General features: G+C 41.3%; 17 protein-coding genes. 4 read left to right on the forward strand and 13 right to left on the reverse strand.

The features are described 5' to 3' along the window. Positions 1-31: 31 nt before the first annotated feature. From ACP69X_RS04720 to ACP69X_RS04735, 4 genes are all read right to left on the reverse strand, one after another. On the reverse strand, positions 32-640 hold the full coding sequence (locus tag ACP69X_RS04720; protein ID WP_426052477.1) for an alpha/beta hydrolase: 609 nt from the start codon (positions 638-640) through the stop codon (positions 32-34). Further along, entirely contained in the window at positions 637-1,608 is a 972-nt protein-coding gene (locus ACP69X_RS04725) for a ring-cleaving dioxygenase (protein WP_039182911.1), read from the reverse strand. Before ACP69X_RS04725 ends, ACP69X_RS04720 begins: the two co-directional genes overlap by 4 nt. 192 nt (positions 1,609-1,800) lie before the next feature. Further along, positions 1,801-3,318 carry an osmoprotectant update ABC transporter permease/substrate-binding subunit OpuFB gene (gene opuFB / locus ACP69X_RS04730; RefSeq protein ID WP_269102968.1) on the reverse strand — a complete coding sequence of 506 codons (1,518 nt, stop codon included), beginning with the start codon at positions 3,316-3,318 and terminating at the stop codon, positions 1,801-1,803. Continuing rightward, the gene (locus ACP69X_RS04735) at positions 3,311-4,276 is read right to left on the reverse strand and encodes an ABC transporter ATP-binding protein (RefSeq protein ID WP_041089391.1); all 966 of its coding nucleotides are present in this window, start codon (positions 4,274-4,276) and stop codon (positions 3,311-3,313) included. The genes opuFB and ACP69X_RS04735 overlap by 8 nt, the downstream gene beginning before the upstream one ends. Positions 4,277-4,496: 220 nt before the next feature. Here ACP69X_RS04735 and ACP69X_RS04740 point away from each other — a divergent pair, with 220 nt between their 5' ends. Then, positions 4,497-4,946, forward strand: coding sequence for a hypothetical protein (locus ACP69X_RS04740; protein WP_041089389.1), 450 nt, complete (start codon positions 4,497-4,499; stop codon positions 4,944-4,946). Between the two features lie 99 nt (positions 4,947-5,045). On the opposite strand, the gene rpsR is transcribed toward ACP69X_RS04740, so the two are convergent. The 5 genes from rpsR to ACP69X_RS04765 form a co-directional block, all read right to left on the reverse strand. Further along, positions 5,046-5,285, reverse strand: coding sequence for a 30S ribosomal protein S18 (gene rpsR, locus ACP69X_RS04745; RefSeq protein WP_008359105.1), 240 nt, complete (start codon positions 5,283-5,285; stop codon positions 5,046-5,048). A 40-nt stretch (positions 5,286-5,325) separates the two neighbouring features. Beyond that, positions 5,326-5,868 carry a single-stranded DNA-binding protein SsbA gene (ssbA, locus tag ACP69X_RS04750; protein ID WP_007497456.1) on the reverse strand — a complete coding sequence of 181 codons (543 nt, stop codon included), beginning with the start codon at positions 5,866-5,868 and terminating at the stop codon, positions 5,326-5,328. 36 nt (positions 5,869-5,904) lie between these two features. After that, the gene (gene rpsF / locus ACP69X_RS04755; protein ID WP_024424058.1) at positions 5,905-6,192 is read right to left on the reverse strand and encodes a 30S ribosomal protein S6; all 288 of its coding nucleotides are present in this window, start codon (positions 6,190-6,192) and stop codon (positions 5,905-5,907) included. Positions 6,193-6,300: 108 nt separating this feature from the next. Then, entirely contained in the window at positions 6,301-7,401 is a 1,101-nt protein-coding gene (gene ychF / locus ACP69X_RS04760) for a redox-regulated ATPase YchF (protein WP_041089387.1), read from the reverse strand. Between the two features lie 216 nt (positions 7,402-7,617). Further along, positions 7,618-7,824: a DUF951 domain-containing protein gene (locus tag ACP69X_RS04765; RefSeq protein ID WP_008347561.1), complete on the reverse strand. Its 207-nt coding sequence runs from the start codon at positions 7,822-7,824 to the stop codon at positions 7,618-7,620. A gap of 294 nt (positions 7,825-8,118) precedes the next feature. Between ACP69X_RS04765 and ACP69X_RS04770 the strand changes: the two genes are divergently transcribed. Then, on the forward strand, positions 8,119-9,438 hold the full coding sequence (locus ACP69X_RS04770; RefSeq protein WP_426052478.1) for a hydrolase: 1,320 nt from the start codon (positions 8,119-8,121) through the stop codon (positions 9,436-9,438). 15 nt (positions 9,439-9,453) lie between these two features. After that, positions 9,454-9,864 carry a hypothetical protein gene (locus ACP69X_RS04775; RefSeq protein WP_041089382.1) on the forward strand — a complete coding sequence of 137 codons (411 nt, stop codon included), beginning with the start codon at positions 9,454-9,456 and terminating at the stop codon, positions 9,862-9,864. Between the two features lie 25 nt (positions 9,865-9,889). Here ACP69X_RS04775 and ACP69X_RS04780 read toward each other — a convergent pair whose 3' ends face one another. Further along, positions 9,890-10,945, reverse strand: coding sequence for a YkvI family membrane protein (locus tag ACP69X_RS04780; protein WP_073979346.1), 1,056 nt, complete (start codon positions 10,943-10,945; stop codon positions 9,890-9,892). Between the two features lie 72 nt (positions 10,946-11,017). Between ACP69X_RS04780 and yyaC the strand changes: the two genes are divergently transcribed. After that, complete coding sequence (gene yyaC, locus ACP69X_RS04785; RefSeq protein WP_073979347.1) at positions 11,018-11,644, forward strand: spore protease YyaC; 627 nt, start codon at positions 11,018-11,020, stop codon at positions 11,642-11,644. A gap of 25 nt (positions 11,645-11,669) precedes the next feature. Here the strand turns inward: yyaC and ACP69X_RS04790 are convergent, their stop codons facing one another. The 3 genes from ACP69X_RS04790 to ACP69X_RS04800 form a co-directional block, all read right to left on the reverse strand. After that, positions 11,670-12,524: a ParB/RepB/Spo0J family partition protein gene (locus tag ACP69X_RS04790; protein WP_024424064.1), complete on the reverse strand. Its 855-nt coding sequence runs from the start codon at positions 12,522-12,524 to the stop codon at positions 11,670-11,672. Beyond that, positions 12,517-13,278 carry a sporulation initiation inhibitor protein Soj gene (gene soj / locus ACP69X_RS04795; RefSeq protein ID WP_008360890.1) on the reverse strand — a complete coding sequence of 254 codons (762 nt, stop codon included), beginning with the start codon at positions 13,276-13,278 and terminating at the stop codon, positions 12,517-12,519. Before soj ends, ACP69X_RS04790 begins: the two co-directional genes overlap by 8 nt. 234 nt (positions 13,279-13,512) lie before the next feature. Continuing rightward, positions 13,513-14,340, reverse strand: coding sequence for an orthopoxovirus pf05708 family protein (locus tag ACP69X_RS04800; RefSeq protein ID WP_073979349.1), 828 nt, complete (start codon positions 14,338-14,340; stop codon positions 13,513-13,515). Positions 14,341-14,362: the final 22 nt, after the last annotated feature.

The raw sequence follows: 14,362 nt of genomic DNA on the forward strand, positions 1-14,362 counted from the left end.
GTAAAAATCCCACCTGTATACCCCACCTTATTTAAAATTGACGACGATACCATAAAGCTGCAGCATCGACTTCTTCTCTCGTTAGCTGATGTCCGCGATTTTCCCAATGAAGTGTAACCGATGCGCCTGCACCCTGCAGCAATTGCTCCAGCTCCTGCGATTCCTCTGGACGGCACATTGGGTCATTTTCACCAGCTGCTATAAAGACTTGTTTCCCCGCTAATGAAGGCAATGAAACCCCGCGTCTTGGAACCATTGGATGATGCAGGATGGCTCCTTTTAAAGCATCCCCATAATGGAATAACAAGCTTCCAGCAATGTTCGCCCCATTGGAATATCCGATTGCCACCACATTGTGACGATCAAACCCATATTCATCGGCTGCTTCTCCGATAAATGTATACAGCTCCTCTGTACGCTTAATTAAATCCTGCTCATCAAATACACCCTCTGCCAAACGTCTAAAGAAACGCGGCATGCCGTTTTCTAATACATTTCCTCTCACACTAAGAACAGATGCATCAGAGTCTACTAAATCTGCAAGCGGCAATAAATCTTCTTCCGTCCCGCCAGTCCCATGCAGTAATAACAGGACAGGTCTTTGTTCATTCTTTCCTTTTCGAAAAAGATGCTTCATCATGAATCTCCTTTCCCTTTAACTTCTCTCACTTCAATTGGCAGTACAATTTGTTCAATCTGACTGCGCTGTGCCTCATATTGCGGTGGCAGTTTCAATGCTTCACCCATTGTTTCCACTGATTCGTCATGTGCAAACCCTGGAGGATCAGTGGCAATCTCAAATAAGATGCCCCCAAGTTCTCTAAAATAAATGGCATTGAAGTAATTTCGGTCTTGCACCGGTGTCACTTGATACCCACTTTGTGCAATATGTCTTTGCCAATCTAATTGGTCCTGATCATCTGTTGCTCTCCATGCAATATGGTGCACAACTCCAACACCCATACGTCCTCGTGGAACAGGTGTGATGTTCACATCAATGACATTGCCTATTTCGCCAAACGAACGGAATCTCACATAGTCTCCTTCTGCTCCGACTCTTTCAAGTCCCATCGTTTGCTCTAGCAGCTGCATTGTTTGTTCCGGCTGCGAAGTTAATAAAACAGCTCCGCCAAATCCTTTAATCGCTACATCTGGTGTGACACCGTTAAATGTCCACTCGTTTTGCTTTCCTTCCGCACGCTCTACTAGCTCAATCAATAAGCCGTGTGGATCTTCAAATGAGAGAAAAGCTTCACCAAAACGTTCAACCATTTCATAAGAAACATTAAACTGCTCAAGACGATCCTTCCAGAAAGAGAAAGCGCCTGTCGGTACGACATATGTCGTCACGCCCACTTGACCTGCACCAATTTGACCTTTTTGTGCTCCCGGCCAAGGGAAAAATGTAATAATGGTCCCTGGAGAGCCGCCTTCATTTCCAAAATATAAATGGTATGTGCCCGGATCATCAAAATTCACGGTCTTCTTCACGAGACGAAGCCCTAAAACACCTGCATAAAAATCAACGTTCTCCTGAGGATGACCCACAATAGCTGTAATATGGTGAATTCCTTCTGTTTTTTTCACTTCTAATGACCTCCTAATCATGAAGTAATAAACCTCTATTCATTATGTCTTTACTGACGTCTTTATATTATCTCGAATTCGAGATATTAGATCAAAAAAATATATTTATCTCGAATTAAGGATATGATGTTTTTAAGTAAATGTCAATGATTTTTGTTTTTTCTTTTAAAAAAGCAGAGCTGCTTTGCCTTAAACAGCCCTGCTTTGCCTTGATTATTGCAGCAATTTTTTCTTTTTTAAATAGGCTTTCGCTACCTGAAATGCATCCTTCCCCTTCACATTGACTTCAAAATTCATTTCTCTCATCTCATCGTCTGTGATTTGCCCCGCAAGTTTATTGAGAGAGGTCTCAATCTCAGGGAATTCAGTTAATGTCTCCTGCCTGAGCAGCGGTGCTCCTTGATATGGCGGGAAAACATGCTGATCATCATCAAGCACCTTTAATTTGTATTGTCTCAATTCACTATCTGTCGAATACGCATCGACTAAATTGATATCCCCTTTTTGAATCGCTCGATACCGAAGCTTCGGCTCCATCGTCACGACATCGTTAAAGGAAAATTGATAGGCTTTTTGAATGCCTCGATACCCATCCTGACGATCAGAAAACTCTAAGGTGAATCCAGCTTTTATGCGGTTTTTGATCTTACCTAGATCTGAAATGTTAGACACCTCATATTGATCAGCCAGTGACTGCGGCACGGCTAAAGCATACGTATTGTTGTATGCCATGGGCTCAAGAAGGCGGAGCTGAAAGGATGATTCTAATCCGCGCCGAGCTTGCTCATACACTTTTCTTTTATCTGTGCTTTTTGCTGTTTCCTTGAGGAATTCAGAAATCGCTGTACCCGTAAACTCAGGATAAATGTCAATATCACCAGAGCGTAAAGCCTGGAAAACAAAGGACGTCTTGCCAAGACCGGGCTTTAGGTTCACTTGAATATCTGTATCCTGTTCAATTAAAAGCTTATACATCGAAATCAAAATCTCAGGCTCTGAACCTAACTTCCCGCCAATGGTGATTTCTTTCTTTTCTTGCTGAAACAGCAAGGGGGAAGCGACAACTGCTCCTGCAATCAAAGCAAAAACAGTCACAGAGATCACCGTCTTTTTAAAGGAAATTTTCTCAAAGGTTCGCAGCACCACATCAAATAAGAGTGCGAGTAAGGCAGCTGGTATCGCGCCAATGACAATGAGCGACATATCATTTCGATCAATTCCCAGCAGGATTAAGCTTCCTAATCCCCCAGCCCCGATCAGTGCTGCCAGAGTGGCGGTTCCCACAATGAGAACCATCCCGGTTCGGATACCCGCCATGATCACTGGCATCGCAAGAGGTAGCTCCACCTTTAATAACCGTTTGCGATGATTCATCCCCATAGCAAGCGCTGCTTCTCTCAGGGAAGGATCAACCTCCTGAATGCCTGTATATGTATTTCTTAAAATAGGGAGTAAGGCATAGACCACAAGCGCAATAATGGCAGGCACTTGCCCAATCCCCACGAGAGGAATCAGCAAGCCAAGCAGTGCAAGCGACGGAATTGTTTGCAAGACAGCCGTCACCCCGATGACCCACTCCGCTAGCTTTGGAACCCTTGTTAAATAGATACCTAATGGAATGGCAATCAAAATCGCTAAAAATAAAGCGATAAAAGAAATTTGAATATGCTCAAGTAAGGCGTGTCCCAATTGTTCTTTTCGTTCCCATAACACACGAGTCCAATCATTCATGTGAATCGCCCCTCTCTCTAGGAGAATCAGCTAAAAACTGAATCACTGCTTGACGGTTCACTAGTCCTATCCGATCTCCATTCTTTTCTACAGCCAATTCCTCGTGCCTTGCCAATTGAGATAAGACTTCATCCAGTGTGGCATGTGCTGAGACCGCCTCATAGGATAAAAGAGCTTCGTGAGCCATCGGTTGCGCCAAGTTTTCCAGCTCAAATGCTTGATGTCCTACATGATGGGCAGCCCCTGAGACAAACTCCTGTACAAAGGCATTGGCTGGTTGCTGAACCAATTCCTCAGGACGTCCGATCTGCACTACTTTTCCTTCATTCATCACACAAATTCGATCACCCAGCTTCATAGCTTCCTGCATATCATGCGTCACAAAAACAATGGTTTTTTGAATACGGCGCTGCAAATCAAGTAGATCATCCTGCAATTTCTCCCTCGTTAGTGGATCTAACGCACTAAAAGGTTCATCCATCAGGACAATCTCAGGATCAGCTGCAAGTGCACGTGCCACACCGACACGCTGCTGCTGCCCACCAGAAAGCTCTGCTGGCTTTCGATGTCGATACATAGCAGGATTAAGCCCGACCATCAACATGAGTTCATCAACACGCTGATTGGTCTCATTCCGGCTCCATTGCTTAAGCTCTGGCACCACAGCAATATTTTCTTCTATGGTCATATGAGGAAAAAGCGCAATTTGCTGCAGAACATAACCGATATCCCAGCGCAGCTCATACATATCATAATCACTTATTTTTTGACCCTTTATGTAAATCTCACCTTCTGTTGAAGTAATGAGACGATTGATCATTTTCAATGTCGTCGTTTTCCCGCTGCCACTAGGTCCAATCAATACAAAAAACTCACCTTGCTGAATCTCCAAATCAACAGATTGAACGGCATAGCGCTCATCAGAAAATTGCATCGATACCTTTTTAAATTCAATCATCTTCCCACGCCCTGACTACAATTATTTTCTAGACTACCAATATGACAGATCAACCTCATATTTGTATAGAATAAACTGTCACTTTTACATACTTCCCCTTCACATTGACTTAATAATTCGATTCTCTAATATTTTGTTAATAATATTCCATCTAGTGTGTATTCCTTTTTAGTGTTTACTGGTAAAATTCTTATAAAAGATATTTCTTGGGGGAGAAACAATGACTAATACCTGCCCATACTGTGGCACAAAACTAAATATAGAAACGGATTTCTTCTTTTGTGATTTTTGCGATATGAATTTACCACTAGATCAGATTCAAAAAGACGGAGAAAGAATCCAGATAATAAATAGAGAAATCAATTCTGCCTATCTTAATATGACAACTCCAGAATTGATGACATTTTCAACATGGGAACTGATACTTCTTCTAAAAGAGGCTAGAAAAACAAGAGCATTCTTTTTTGAGCCTAATACTCGCAAAAATACACAGAAGGGAGAAGATGAACAATTTAAACTATCCACCAAAAAAATGTATGTAATTGAAAATATACTGAAGATACGGCTAGGTTATATCCCAGCAAATCTAAATCAATCTTTCCTCAACAGATATAACAAAAATATAGAAAACCCTAAATATAAAACAAAAATGCTAATATGGGAAACCTAATTAATATATTTTCACTTGAGCAGTTTAAATTTTTAATATCTATTTTATTTAATAAAAAAAGCGAAGAGCTCGGGGCTCTCCGCTTTTTAAGTCAACGACTTACTCACCAGTAACGTATGGAAGTAATGCCATTTGACGTGATCTTTTGATCGCTAATGTCAATTTACGTTGATACTTAGCGCTAGTTCCTGTTACACGACGAGGTAAAATTTTACCACGCTCAGAAACAAACTTTCTAAGAAGATCAACATCTTTGTAATCGATGTGCGTGATACCGTTAGAAGTAAAGAAACATACTTTACGACGTTTCGCACGACCGCCTCTGCGTCCACCTGCCATTTGTTTTCACACCTTTCCTTTAGTCATTTTTTCAGATCAATTAGAATGGCAAATCATCATCGGAGATGTCAATCGGTTTACCATCGTTCGCAAATGGGTCATCATTGAAGCTATTTCCCTGATTACGATTTTGGTTGTTTTGATTGCCATATGGATTTTGACTTGGTTCATTTCCAAATGGATTCTGATCATTTTGGCTCCCGCCATAATACTGGCCTCCGCTATTGCCACCGCCGCTGTATCCACCTGAACCAGCACCGCCGCTCTTAGGCTCAAGAAATTGAACACTTTCAGCTTGAACCTCTGTCACGAAGACACGCTGTCCTTGCTGATTTTCATAGTTTCTTGTCTGCAAACGACCGTCTACACCGGCAAGACTTCCTTTTTTCAAGAAATTAGCCACGTTCTCGGCTTGTCTTCTCCAAGTAACACAGTTAATGAAATCGGCTTCACGCTCTCCAGATTGATTCGTAAACGTACGATTCACAGCTAGAGTAAACGTGGCTACAGCCGCACCATTAGGCGTGTAGCGAAGCTCAGGGTCTTTTGTTAGTCTTCCGACCAATACAACACGGTTTAGCATATTGAAAGACCACCTTTAAATATATATTTCAATGATTTATACTTCTTCTTTAACAACAATGTGGCGAATGATATCGTCACTGATCTTAGCTAAGCGGTCAAATTCTTGAACTGCTGCAGCGTCAGATTGAACGTTTACGATTTGGTAGAAACCGTCACGGAAATCGTTGATTTCGTATGCAAGACGACGTTTACCCCAATCCTTTGTTCCAGTGATCTCCGCACCGTTAGAAGTTAACACGTTATTGAAACGCTCGATAACTGCTTTTTTAGCTTCATCGTCAACTGTTGGGCGGATGATGTACATAACTTCGTACTTTCTCATCTGATTGCACCTCCTTTTGGTCTAAGCGGCCCTAAACGGGCAAGGAGCAATAAATTATATTACTCACAATTGTATATTATAACAAATCACTTGGCCTATGACAAGAACCTATACGTTAAAACGGAAATGAATGACGTCTCCATCTTTCACTACATATTCTTTACCTTCTAGACGAACTTTTCCTGCTTCTTTAGCAGCAGACATACTTCCGCCAGCTAGTAAATCCTCATACGCAACCGTTTCAGCACGAATAAATCCACGCTCGAAGTCTGTGTGGATGATTCCAGCACATTCTGGCGCTTTCATTCCTTTTTTAAATGTCCAAGCACGTACCTCTTGCTCACCTGCTGTGAAATACGTAGCTAATCCTAGAAGAGAATAAGATGCTCTAATTAGCTGATCAAGCCCTGACTCATTAATACCAAGCTCTTCAAGGAACATTTGCTTCTCTTCTCCTTCAAGCTCTGCAATTTCAGACTCGATCTTCGCACAAACGACGATGACTTCAGCATTTTCACCAGAAGCAAACTCACGGATTTGCTGAACATATTCGTTGCCGTCATGATCCGCTACTTCATCCTCACTCACATTTGCTACATAAAGAACTGGTTTAGATGTGAGTAAATGAAGCTGTTTCACAAGCTTTTGCTGCTCATCTGTAAATTCAACCGATCTAGCAGATTTTCCAGCTTCAAATGCGTCCTTCAGCTTTTCCAAAATATCAAATTCAGCTACAGCTTCCTTGTCTTTTTGCTTCGCAAGCTTACTCACACGAGTTAAACGCTTTTCAACCGTTTCTAAATCAGCCAAAATCAATTCTAAATTAATCGTTTCAATATCTGACACTGGGTCAACTTTACCTGATACGTGTGTAATGTTGTCATCTGCAAAAGCTCTGACCACGTGACAAATCGCATCTACTTGACGAATATGAGAAAGGAATTTATTCCCTAAACCTTCACCTTTAGATGCACCTTTGACAATACCCGCAATATCAGTGAATTCGAAAGCAGTGGGAACTGTCTTTTTCGGCTGCACTAATTCTGTTAGCTTTTGTAAACGCTCGTCTGGAACTTCTACAATTCCGACGTTTGGATCAATGGTACAAAACGGATAGTTAGCAGACTCCGCTCCAGCCTGTGTAATTGCATTAAATAGCGTTGACTTCCCGACGTTAGGTAAGCCAACAATACCAGCTGTTAAAGCCATTCTTTCATCTCCTCTATATCAAACGTGCTCGTTATACTGCGTAATATGAACCTAGAGCAATTATAAGTAGGTTTACATGAAAAGACAAGCTAACCATCATGCATTTTCAATAGAAGAAACATCGTAAAAAAGAATAAATCAATGCTTCAAAACGGGAAATTGCACCTGGCTTTGCTGTAGAAAAGACAAATTTAATAAAAAAAGCATGAGGCCTACTTAAGCAGTTGGCTCCTCATGCTTGACGAGAATTTTCTTCATTTTTCGTTCAAAATCTCTTCTTGGGATCATCACGCTGTGTCCGCAGCCTTCACATTTAATACGGATATCCATGCCCAAACGAATGACCTTCCACCGATTGGCACCACATGGATGGGGCTTTTTCATTTCAACAACATCATGTAACCCAAACGCTTTGTCTGCCATCAGCCTTCACCTCTCTTGCTCATTTCATTGAATCTATTGTACAAAAAAACGGCGATGGAGGGCAATGCACAAAACAAAGAGTCTCTTTCAATCGTTCATCCTATTCTTTTTTAGAGAAAAAACCCTTCTTTTAGATCATTTTATTTGTGACCAATAGTTACTTAAACTCCGCTTTTTTTCAATATTGTCACAAACACTGTAGGTCAAAAGGTTTTTATTGGTAGAACGCGGTGGTTTTTCCATATTTTTTGATTTATGATATCTGCATAAATGTTATGTGAGGGAGCAGGTACGATGGTCAATCGAAAGGATAGATTAACTGATAAAGAATATAAAATCATATCCGATCATGCTGGAAATATCGACAATTACCAGCAGCACCATACGATAGATATAGGTCAGCAAACACTCACTGTCCACGATTTTCTAAAGATCGACCAAAAATTATATGGTTTAACGATGCAGCCGGAACAATCAGACGAACTCATCGTCGCTTTTCACTGTCCGCTGCCAAATCAAATGACGGTGACATCTAAGCAAGATGTACACAACGCGGCACAGTCTTTGCTCAAAACAGACTATGCCTATCCAATTGAAAGAAAGTCCCTTGATGGCAATCAAGACCATGTCTTTTTTAAAGGGAAGGAATACATAGATACAGTCTGTCAGAAGCATCCGAATGCAGGTATCCATCTCACTGGACAAGCACTTGCCGGTGCTGTTTGTGCTTATGTTGCAACAGAACAGCAAGCTGTCAAAAAAGCCGTTACCTTTGACAGCCCAAATATATGGAGCAGCCTGTCGCCTTCGATTCAGCAAAAGGCGCAGCAGGGTCAATATACACACATGTTGACTGAATATATTCAGCCTAGTCATTACGTCGGTTTACTCAATCGTCATGATCAAGGGGTTGGACAAGTCAAGTACACCGTACCGCCAAAGCAGCAAGGCTCAGTCCAAGAATCCGTTAAATACAAAAAAAGAGAAATAGACACCTTTTTAAAATCAGCTTTTGCATCTATGAATATAGAATGGAACGAATCCTTTGATACAAATGCTTTTTTAGCTCTCGTTTCAGGAGAATTTAAAGCAAATGGATATTCATTCCATCCGAATGGATCTGCCCGTATTTTAGATGAACAGCTTGATCATAATACAAGTTTTACAGCCATGCTGCTGCAAGAAATTCATTCTGGACGTGCATATGCACAAAGCGGACTTGAAATTATCATAAAATCCCATTTACTGAAAAATTCATCCTATGATCTGCAAAGTATTATTGAACATGAAGTGCACACTGTATTTGAGAAAATCGATGGAATTGATGAAAGCGTAAAAGACGCCGTTCATCATGTAAAACAAGAGCTCAAAGGACTCGTCGGCTTTGGTCACTATGATTTATTAAGTCATAGTGATGTGGAAGCACTCGTAGAGGAAGTGAGGATGGAACAGACCCATGCCTCCTTTTATTCACACGAAAAACAACTGAATGCCTTGTACACCCTGAGAGATTACGAACAAGAGCTTTCTGCCCTTTCAAGACATATGTATACAATGGGTGATGACTACGCCAAGGCAGATAGACGCCTTGCGGTGCAAATGGGTATTCATTAAGAAAGGAGTCATCGTATGATCAATCAAAATAAACCTCCTAGTGACGCCCAGCGTTTCTTGCAAAATGTGAGTGCCCGCCGCTCCATGTCTGTATTCGAAAATCAATCGGCACCACACACACAAACACAGTCTCCTGAAGAAATCGCCGCCATTCAGGCCATGCGCAGAGAAGGGCAGCGAAAAGATCTAAAACGGCTGCTCAAAATGCGGCTGCACGACGAATTAGCAAATACTCGCGTGCACTTGGAGTATCAATTGGCTAAAACAGAAGACATGATAAACCAGACGACCATTGTCAAACAGCACATTTCCCTACATTTAAAGGGACAGGCCATTTCAGAATTAGAGGATCGCCTCCAGCGTCTTAAACAAATGCCTGTCTACGATGACATCAAAGAAGCTATTGATTCAATTCAGATCAAATAAGCACAGCTCTTAAAAAGAGAGGTGCTTATTTTGTTTTATCAATATAATTTTTAGGGCGAGAAAATATCTTTTTACTTAAAATCGGATACAGCATTAAACAGACGAGCAAATAAAGATTCAACAAACTATATATCGGATACAAGAAAGCAATCAAATCAGCAAATCCAAGAGATGTTAAAGGGGCCATCAAAAGAAGCATCACCAATACAACCAGCCAGCGAGGCATTCGTACAAAAGAAAGCATCCGGCTGGATAATCCAAATAAACCTGCTGCCGTCGTCGTATAAATGGCTAGACAAAGGACAACCGTCATAAACACAAACAAAGACGCCGGCGCCCCTTCTAATACTGTAAACAGAGGAATTCCCTCTGCTGAAAGGCTTCCAGAAATATCAACCAGTATTTCGTTATACACATACGAGATGACACCAAAAATGAGACCGCTTAATATACTCGCCACTTTGGCTTCCCCAAGCCCCTTCATTTCTTTCCCAACCGAAGACAGCACTGCCACAACGGATAATATATTCAAAGAAGCAAAGACAATGCTGGCAGGCCAATTGTACTGCTGTCCAAAATCAATCCGCCACATATGATCATGGTTCATATAATAAAAAACAAACGCATAGATGAGCCCTGCCACCAAAATTGGTATAATGAAAGCATTCACAGATAAAAGCCCTTTCACATCCCAGAAAAAAATCATAAATGAAAACAAACAGAACGCGCCGATGCCAATCCAAAAAGGCACATGATACATCTCAAGAGTTACCCCGCCGCCGGCAATCATGACCGTCGTTGTCGTGAATAAATAAAGGACAATTAACACGTCATACACCTTAGCCAGCCATGGACCGACAAGCCGCTCCAGCACTGGTACAAAGTGATCGGCACGCACCTCATAACTGATTTTTAACACCACATAGGTAGACAGCATAAACATCAATGTAAACAGTAGAATGGCTAGTCCGCTATCAATGCCAAAAAACTGCCAAATTTCCTGGCCGGAAGCATATCCCGCTCCTATTAAGCTTCCTAAAATTAAAAGCGTCCACCTTGAACCAGCCTTCCACACAATCATCACCTCATAGGTATAGAATTAAGCTTGTTTCCGTATACTGTTACTAACTACTATGACAAGGAAGTGAGACCTATGAATAGCAAGAACGGTCTTTTTTTTAGAAATAGGGTGAAAGAATACGTGTCCCATACGGATACAAATGCCATTCAACAGCTTAAAAGTATTTTATTCTCGCATCTTCAGAAAGCAGGAAAAAGACCCGTTGCCATCGTTTGTATTGGAACAGACCGCTCAACTGGCGACTCTCTAGGTCCACTTGTTGGTACAAAGCTTTCAAGTTTAGATTTGAAAAAGCTTCATGTATATGGAACACTCTCTGATCCAGTGCATGCAGTCAATTTAAAAGAAAAACTCGCTGAAATTGAACAAGCTCATAAACACCCGTTTATTGTAGCGGTTGATGCCTGTTTAGGAAGAGTGAAAAGTGTCGGTTCCTTCCAAATTGGAGATGGGCCGTTAAAGCCTGGAGCTGGTGTGCAAAAAGAGCTGCCAGAGGTAGGAGATATTCATATTAATGGAATCGTCAATGTGAGTGGTTTCATGGAATACTTCGTTCTCCAAAACACACGTCTTCATCTTGTCATGTCTATGGCCAATACACTTTCTGAAAGTCTATCTCACATTGACCAAATGGATTGGACGAGAGAAAAAAGCCGGTCTCTCTTCACACCTATTCAAAATATCACTGGGAGAATATAAAAAAGACCATCCTGTATCAAGATGGTCACTCTGATGATTCCCTCGTAGAAAGCAATTCAAGGATTCTTTCTAAATCTTCATTGGAGAGAAATTCAATCTCAATTTTCCCTTTTTTCTTCTGTTTCTTGATCGTCACGGAAGTACCAAAGTAGTTTTGTAAGAAAGACTCTCTTTCTTTCAAAACTCGATCCTTTGGTGCTTCTTTTTTCTTTGTTTCACGTGGAACATTTTCGTTTAACTGCTGCACAAGTTTCTCAACCTGGCGTACGTTTAATCCCTCATCCACGATTTTCTTTACTAAAGGCGCCAGCTTCTTTTTGTTTTTTAAGCTAAGCAATGTCCGGCCATGTCCCATTGATAACGTTCCATTTGCAATCAGCTTTTGTATATCATCCGGTAAAGTCAACAGACGGAGATGGTTCGCAATATGTGGTCTGCTTTTCCCTAATCGCTTCGCTAATTCCTCTTGCGTCACACTTAGATGATCCAGCAAGGAAGCATACGCTTCGGCTTCCTCTAGTGGAGATAGATCCTCGCGCTGCAGGTTTTCTAAAAGGGCAATTTCTCTCATTAGCGTTTCTGAAAACTCTCGAACGATCGCAGGAATTGTTGTCAGACCAGCTTGTTGTGCCGCGCGAAAACGGCGCTCTCCTGCTACAATGTCATATCCTTTAATCGATTTACGAACAATGATTGGCTGTAAAACACCGTGCTGCTGAATCGATTCTTTCAGATCAGACAACGCATCATCATCAAACGTTTTCCTTGGCTGATACGGATTCGGACGCAAATCCTTTAGTTTAATTTCTTCAACCGTTTCCTCATTTGAGTCTACGTTGTTAAATAGTGCATTAATACCCTTTCCTAGACCTTTAGCCATTCGCATCCACTTCCTTTGCTAAGTCTAAATAGACATCTGCACCTCTTGAACGTGGATCATACAAGATAATCGGCTTTCCATGACTTGGCGCCTCACTCAGTCTCACATTTCTAGGGATTACGGTTTGATAGACTTTATCTCTAAAGTACTTCTTCACTTCTTCGATAACCTGAATCCCAAGATTTGTTCTGGCATCAAGCATTGTCAGTAAGACACCTTCAATGGCTAGATCGGTATTTAAATGTTTCTGCACGAGACGAACTGTGTTTAACAATTGGCTCAATCCTTCAAGCGCATAATATTCGCACTGAACTGGTATTAAAACGGAATCGGATGCAGTTAACGCATTAATCGTCAGTAGTCCAAGTGATGGCGGACAGTCAATAATCATATAATCATAATTCTGCTTAACAGATTCAAGTGCTCTCTTCAGCCTCACTTCACGTGAGATTGTAGGCACAAGCTCTATTTCAGCCCCTGCAAGCTGTATCGTCGCAGGAATGACATCAAGATTTTCGACCTCTGTCGTCTTAATCACATCAAGAACATCTGCATCATCAACTAGAATATCGTACACACACTTCTCTACGTCGGCCTTCTCAATCCCAATACCACTCGTGGCATTGCCCTGCGGATCAATATCAACTAACAACACTCGTTTGCCTATGTATGCTAAACACGCACCCAAATTAACAGAAGTTGTCGTCTTCCCGACGCCGCCCTTCTGGTTGGTAATCGCTATGATTTTTCCCACGATGTCACCCACTTTCAACTTAACAAGTTTCTCATTCATTCATACTTCCTATTCTATCAAAAAAAGTATGAAACGTTTGCTTTTTTTGTTTCCCTATTATAAATTCGTCGGTGAATGTTGATTTTCGTACATGAAAAACCGAATGAAAACACAGTAAAAAATATATTAATATATCTTTTTCGAGAAATAAACATACTCAAAACCCTCACTTTCATCAAAAGTGAGGGTCACATGTCAAAAGTTTAATTCACCTATTTTACGGCCTTCACTCACAATGACCTTAGGAGTTACTGTTTTATAGCTTTTCTTTTTTAAAAATCCATAGGGTGTCTTAATGGTAAAAGTCGCATGTCCCAAAGCGTCCCCTGTTTTGCCATAAGCCTGCCACACAATCTTTGAACAATAAGTCGGATCCAGTGATTGAATGGACATGGTGATGGAGTAGCGAGCCTTCGGATGACCTTTCACATAATCGTGTGCCCATTCCCCTGCTAAATCTGCCTTCTCCTCTTGATTAATTCGAATTACCTTTGTATTGGCACTATAGCGAAACCAGTTATGAATGGAATCAAGTTGAGGATGCTGCCGAAACCCCGGAATAGAAGCATAGCTTTTCTCATTAATGACGATGCCTGCATGTCCAACCAACCCCTTCACAGCATCAGTGGTTGTCACCAAAATATCTCCTTTTTTAGGAATAATATCGGTACCAGGATACGGCTTTCCTAAAAGGTGCTTGAGGGTGTGCGGCTTTTCATCTGTCACCAGCTCATCCTGCTTATTTTGCCGTAAGCCATAGTTCTTCAAATCATCGTCAGCTGTAATCAATTCGATCGAATCGTCGGAAGACGCATAATCTTGATTGAATTGCTGTACAGTCACATCTTTAGAAACAGCACCTTGCTCCTTCAGAACGTTCAATTCTTCGTTGGTCATCAGGCTTTCATCCGCATGATGAGCCGTTGGCAATTTCACAGCGTATATTGTGGCTTCATTTGAAAAAAGAGAAAAAGAAAATAGTAAATAACAAATAATGGCGAAAGTAGTCTTCTTCATTTTCATCAAGTAGTTGTCACCTCCTTTA

Source organism: Bacillus sp. DC4300-2b2, from assembly GCF_049895685.1.
GTDB classification, from domain to species: Bacteria; Bacillota; Bacilli; order Bacillales; family Bacillaceae; genus Bacillus; species Bacillus safensis.

Coding starts and splice junctions, on each gene's coding strand:
- ACP69X_RS04720 (WP_426052477.1), bottom strand. CDS start 640: ATGATGAAGCATCTTTTTCGAAAAGGAAAGAATGAACAAAGACCTGTC.
- ACP69X_RS04725 (WP_039182911.1), bottom strand. CDS start 1,608: ATGATTAGGAGGTCATTAGAAGTGAAAAAAACAGAAGGAATTCACCAT.
- opuFB (WP_269102968.1), bottom strand. CDS start 3,318: ATGAATGATTGGACTCGTGTGTTATGGGAACGAAAAGAACAATTGGGA.
- ACP69X_RS04735 (WP_041089391.1), bottom strand. CDS start 4,276: ATGATTGAATTTAAAAAGGTATCGATGCAATTTTCTGATGAGCGCTAT.
- ACP69X_RS04740 (WP_041089389.1), top strand. CDS start 4,497: ATGACTAATACCTGCCCATACTGTGGCACAAAACTAAATATAGAAACG.
- rpsR (WP_008359105.1), bottom strand. CDS start 5,285: ATGGCAGGTGGACGCAGAGGCGGTCGTGCGAAACGTCGTAAAGTATGT.
- ssbA (WP_007497456.1), bottom strand. CDS start 5,868: ATGCTAAACCGTGTTGTATTGGTCGGAAGACTAACAAAAGACCCTGAG.
- rpsF (WP_024424058.1), bottom strand. CDS start 6,192: ATGAGAAAGTACGAAGTTATGTACATCATCCGCCCAACAGTTGACGAT.
- ychF (WP_041089387.1), bottom strand. CDS start 7,401: ATGGCTTTAACAGCTGGTATTGTTGGCTTACCTAACGTCGGGAAGTCA.
- ACP69X_RS04765 (WP_008347561.1), bottom strand. CDS start 7,824: ATGGCAGACAAAGCGTTTGGGTTACATGATGTTGTTGAAATGAAAAAG.
- ACP69X_RS04770 (WP_426052478.1), top strand. CDS start 8,119: ATGGTCAATCGAAAGGATAGATTAACTGATAAAGAATATAAAATCATA.
- ACP69X_RS04775 (WP_041089382.1), top strand. CDS start 9,454: ATGATCAATCAAAATAAACCTCCTAGTGACGCCCAGCGTTTCTTGCAA.
- ACP69X_RS04780 (WP_073979346.1), bottom strand. CDS start 10,945: ATGATTGTGTGGAAGGCTGGTTCAAGGTGGACGCTTTTAATTTTAGGA.
- yyaC (WP_073979347.1), top strand. CDS start 11,018: ATGAATAGCAAGAACGGTCTTTTTTTTAGAAATAGGGTGAAAGAATAC.
- ACP69X_RS04790 (WP_024424064.1), bottom strand. CDS start 12,524: ATGGCTAAAGGTCTAGGAAAGGGTATTAATGCACTATTTAACAACGTA.
- ACP69X_RS04800 (WP_073979349.1), bottom strand. CDS start 14,340: ATGAAAATGAAGAAGACTACTTTCGCCATTATTTGTTATTTACTATTT.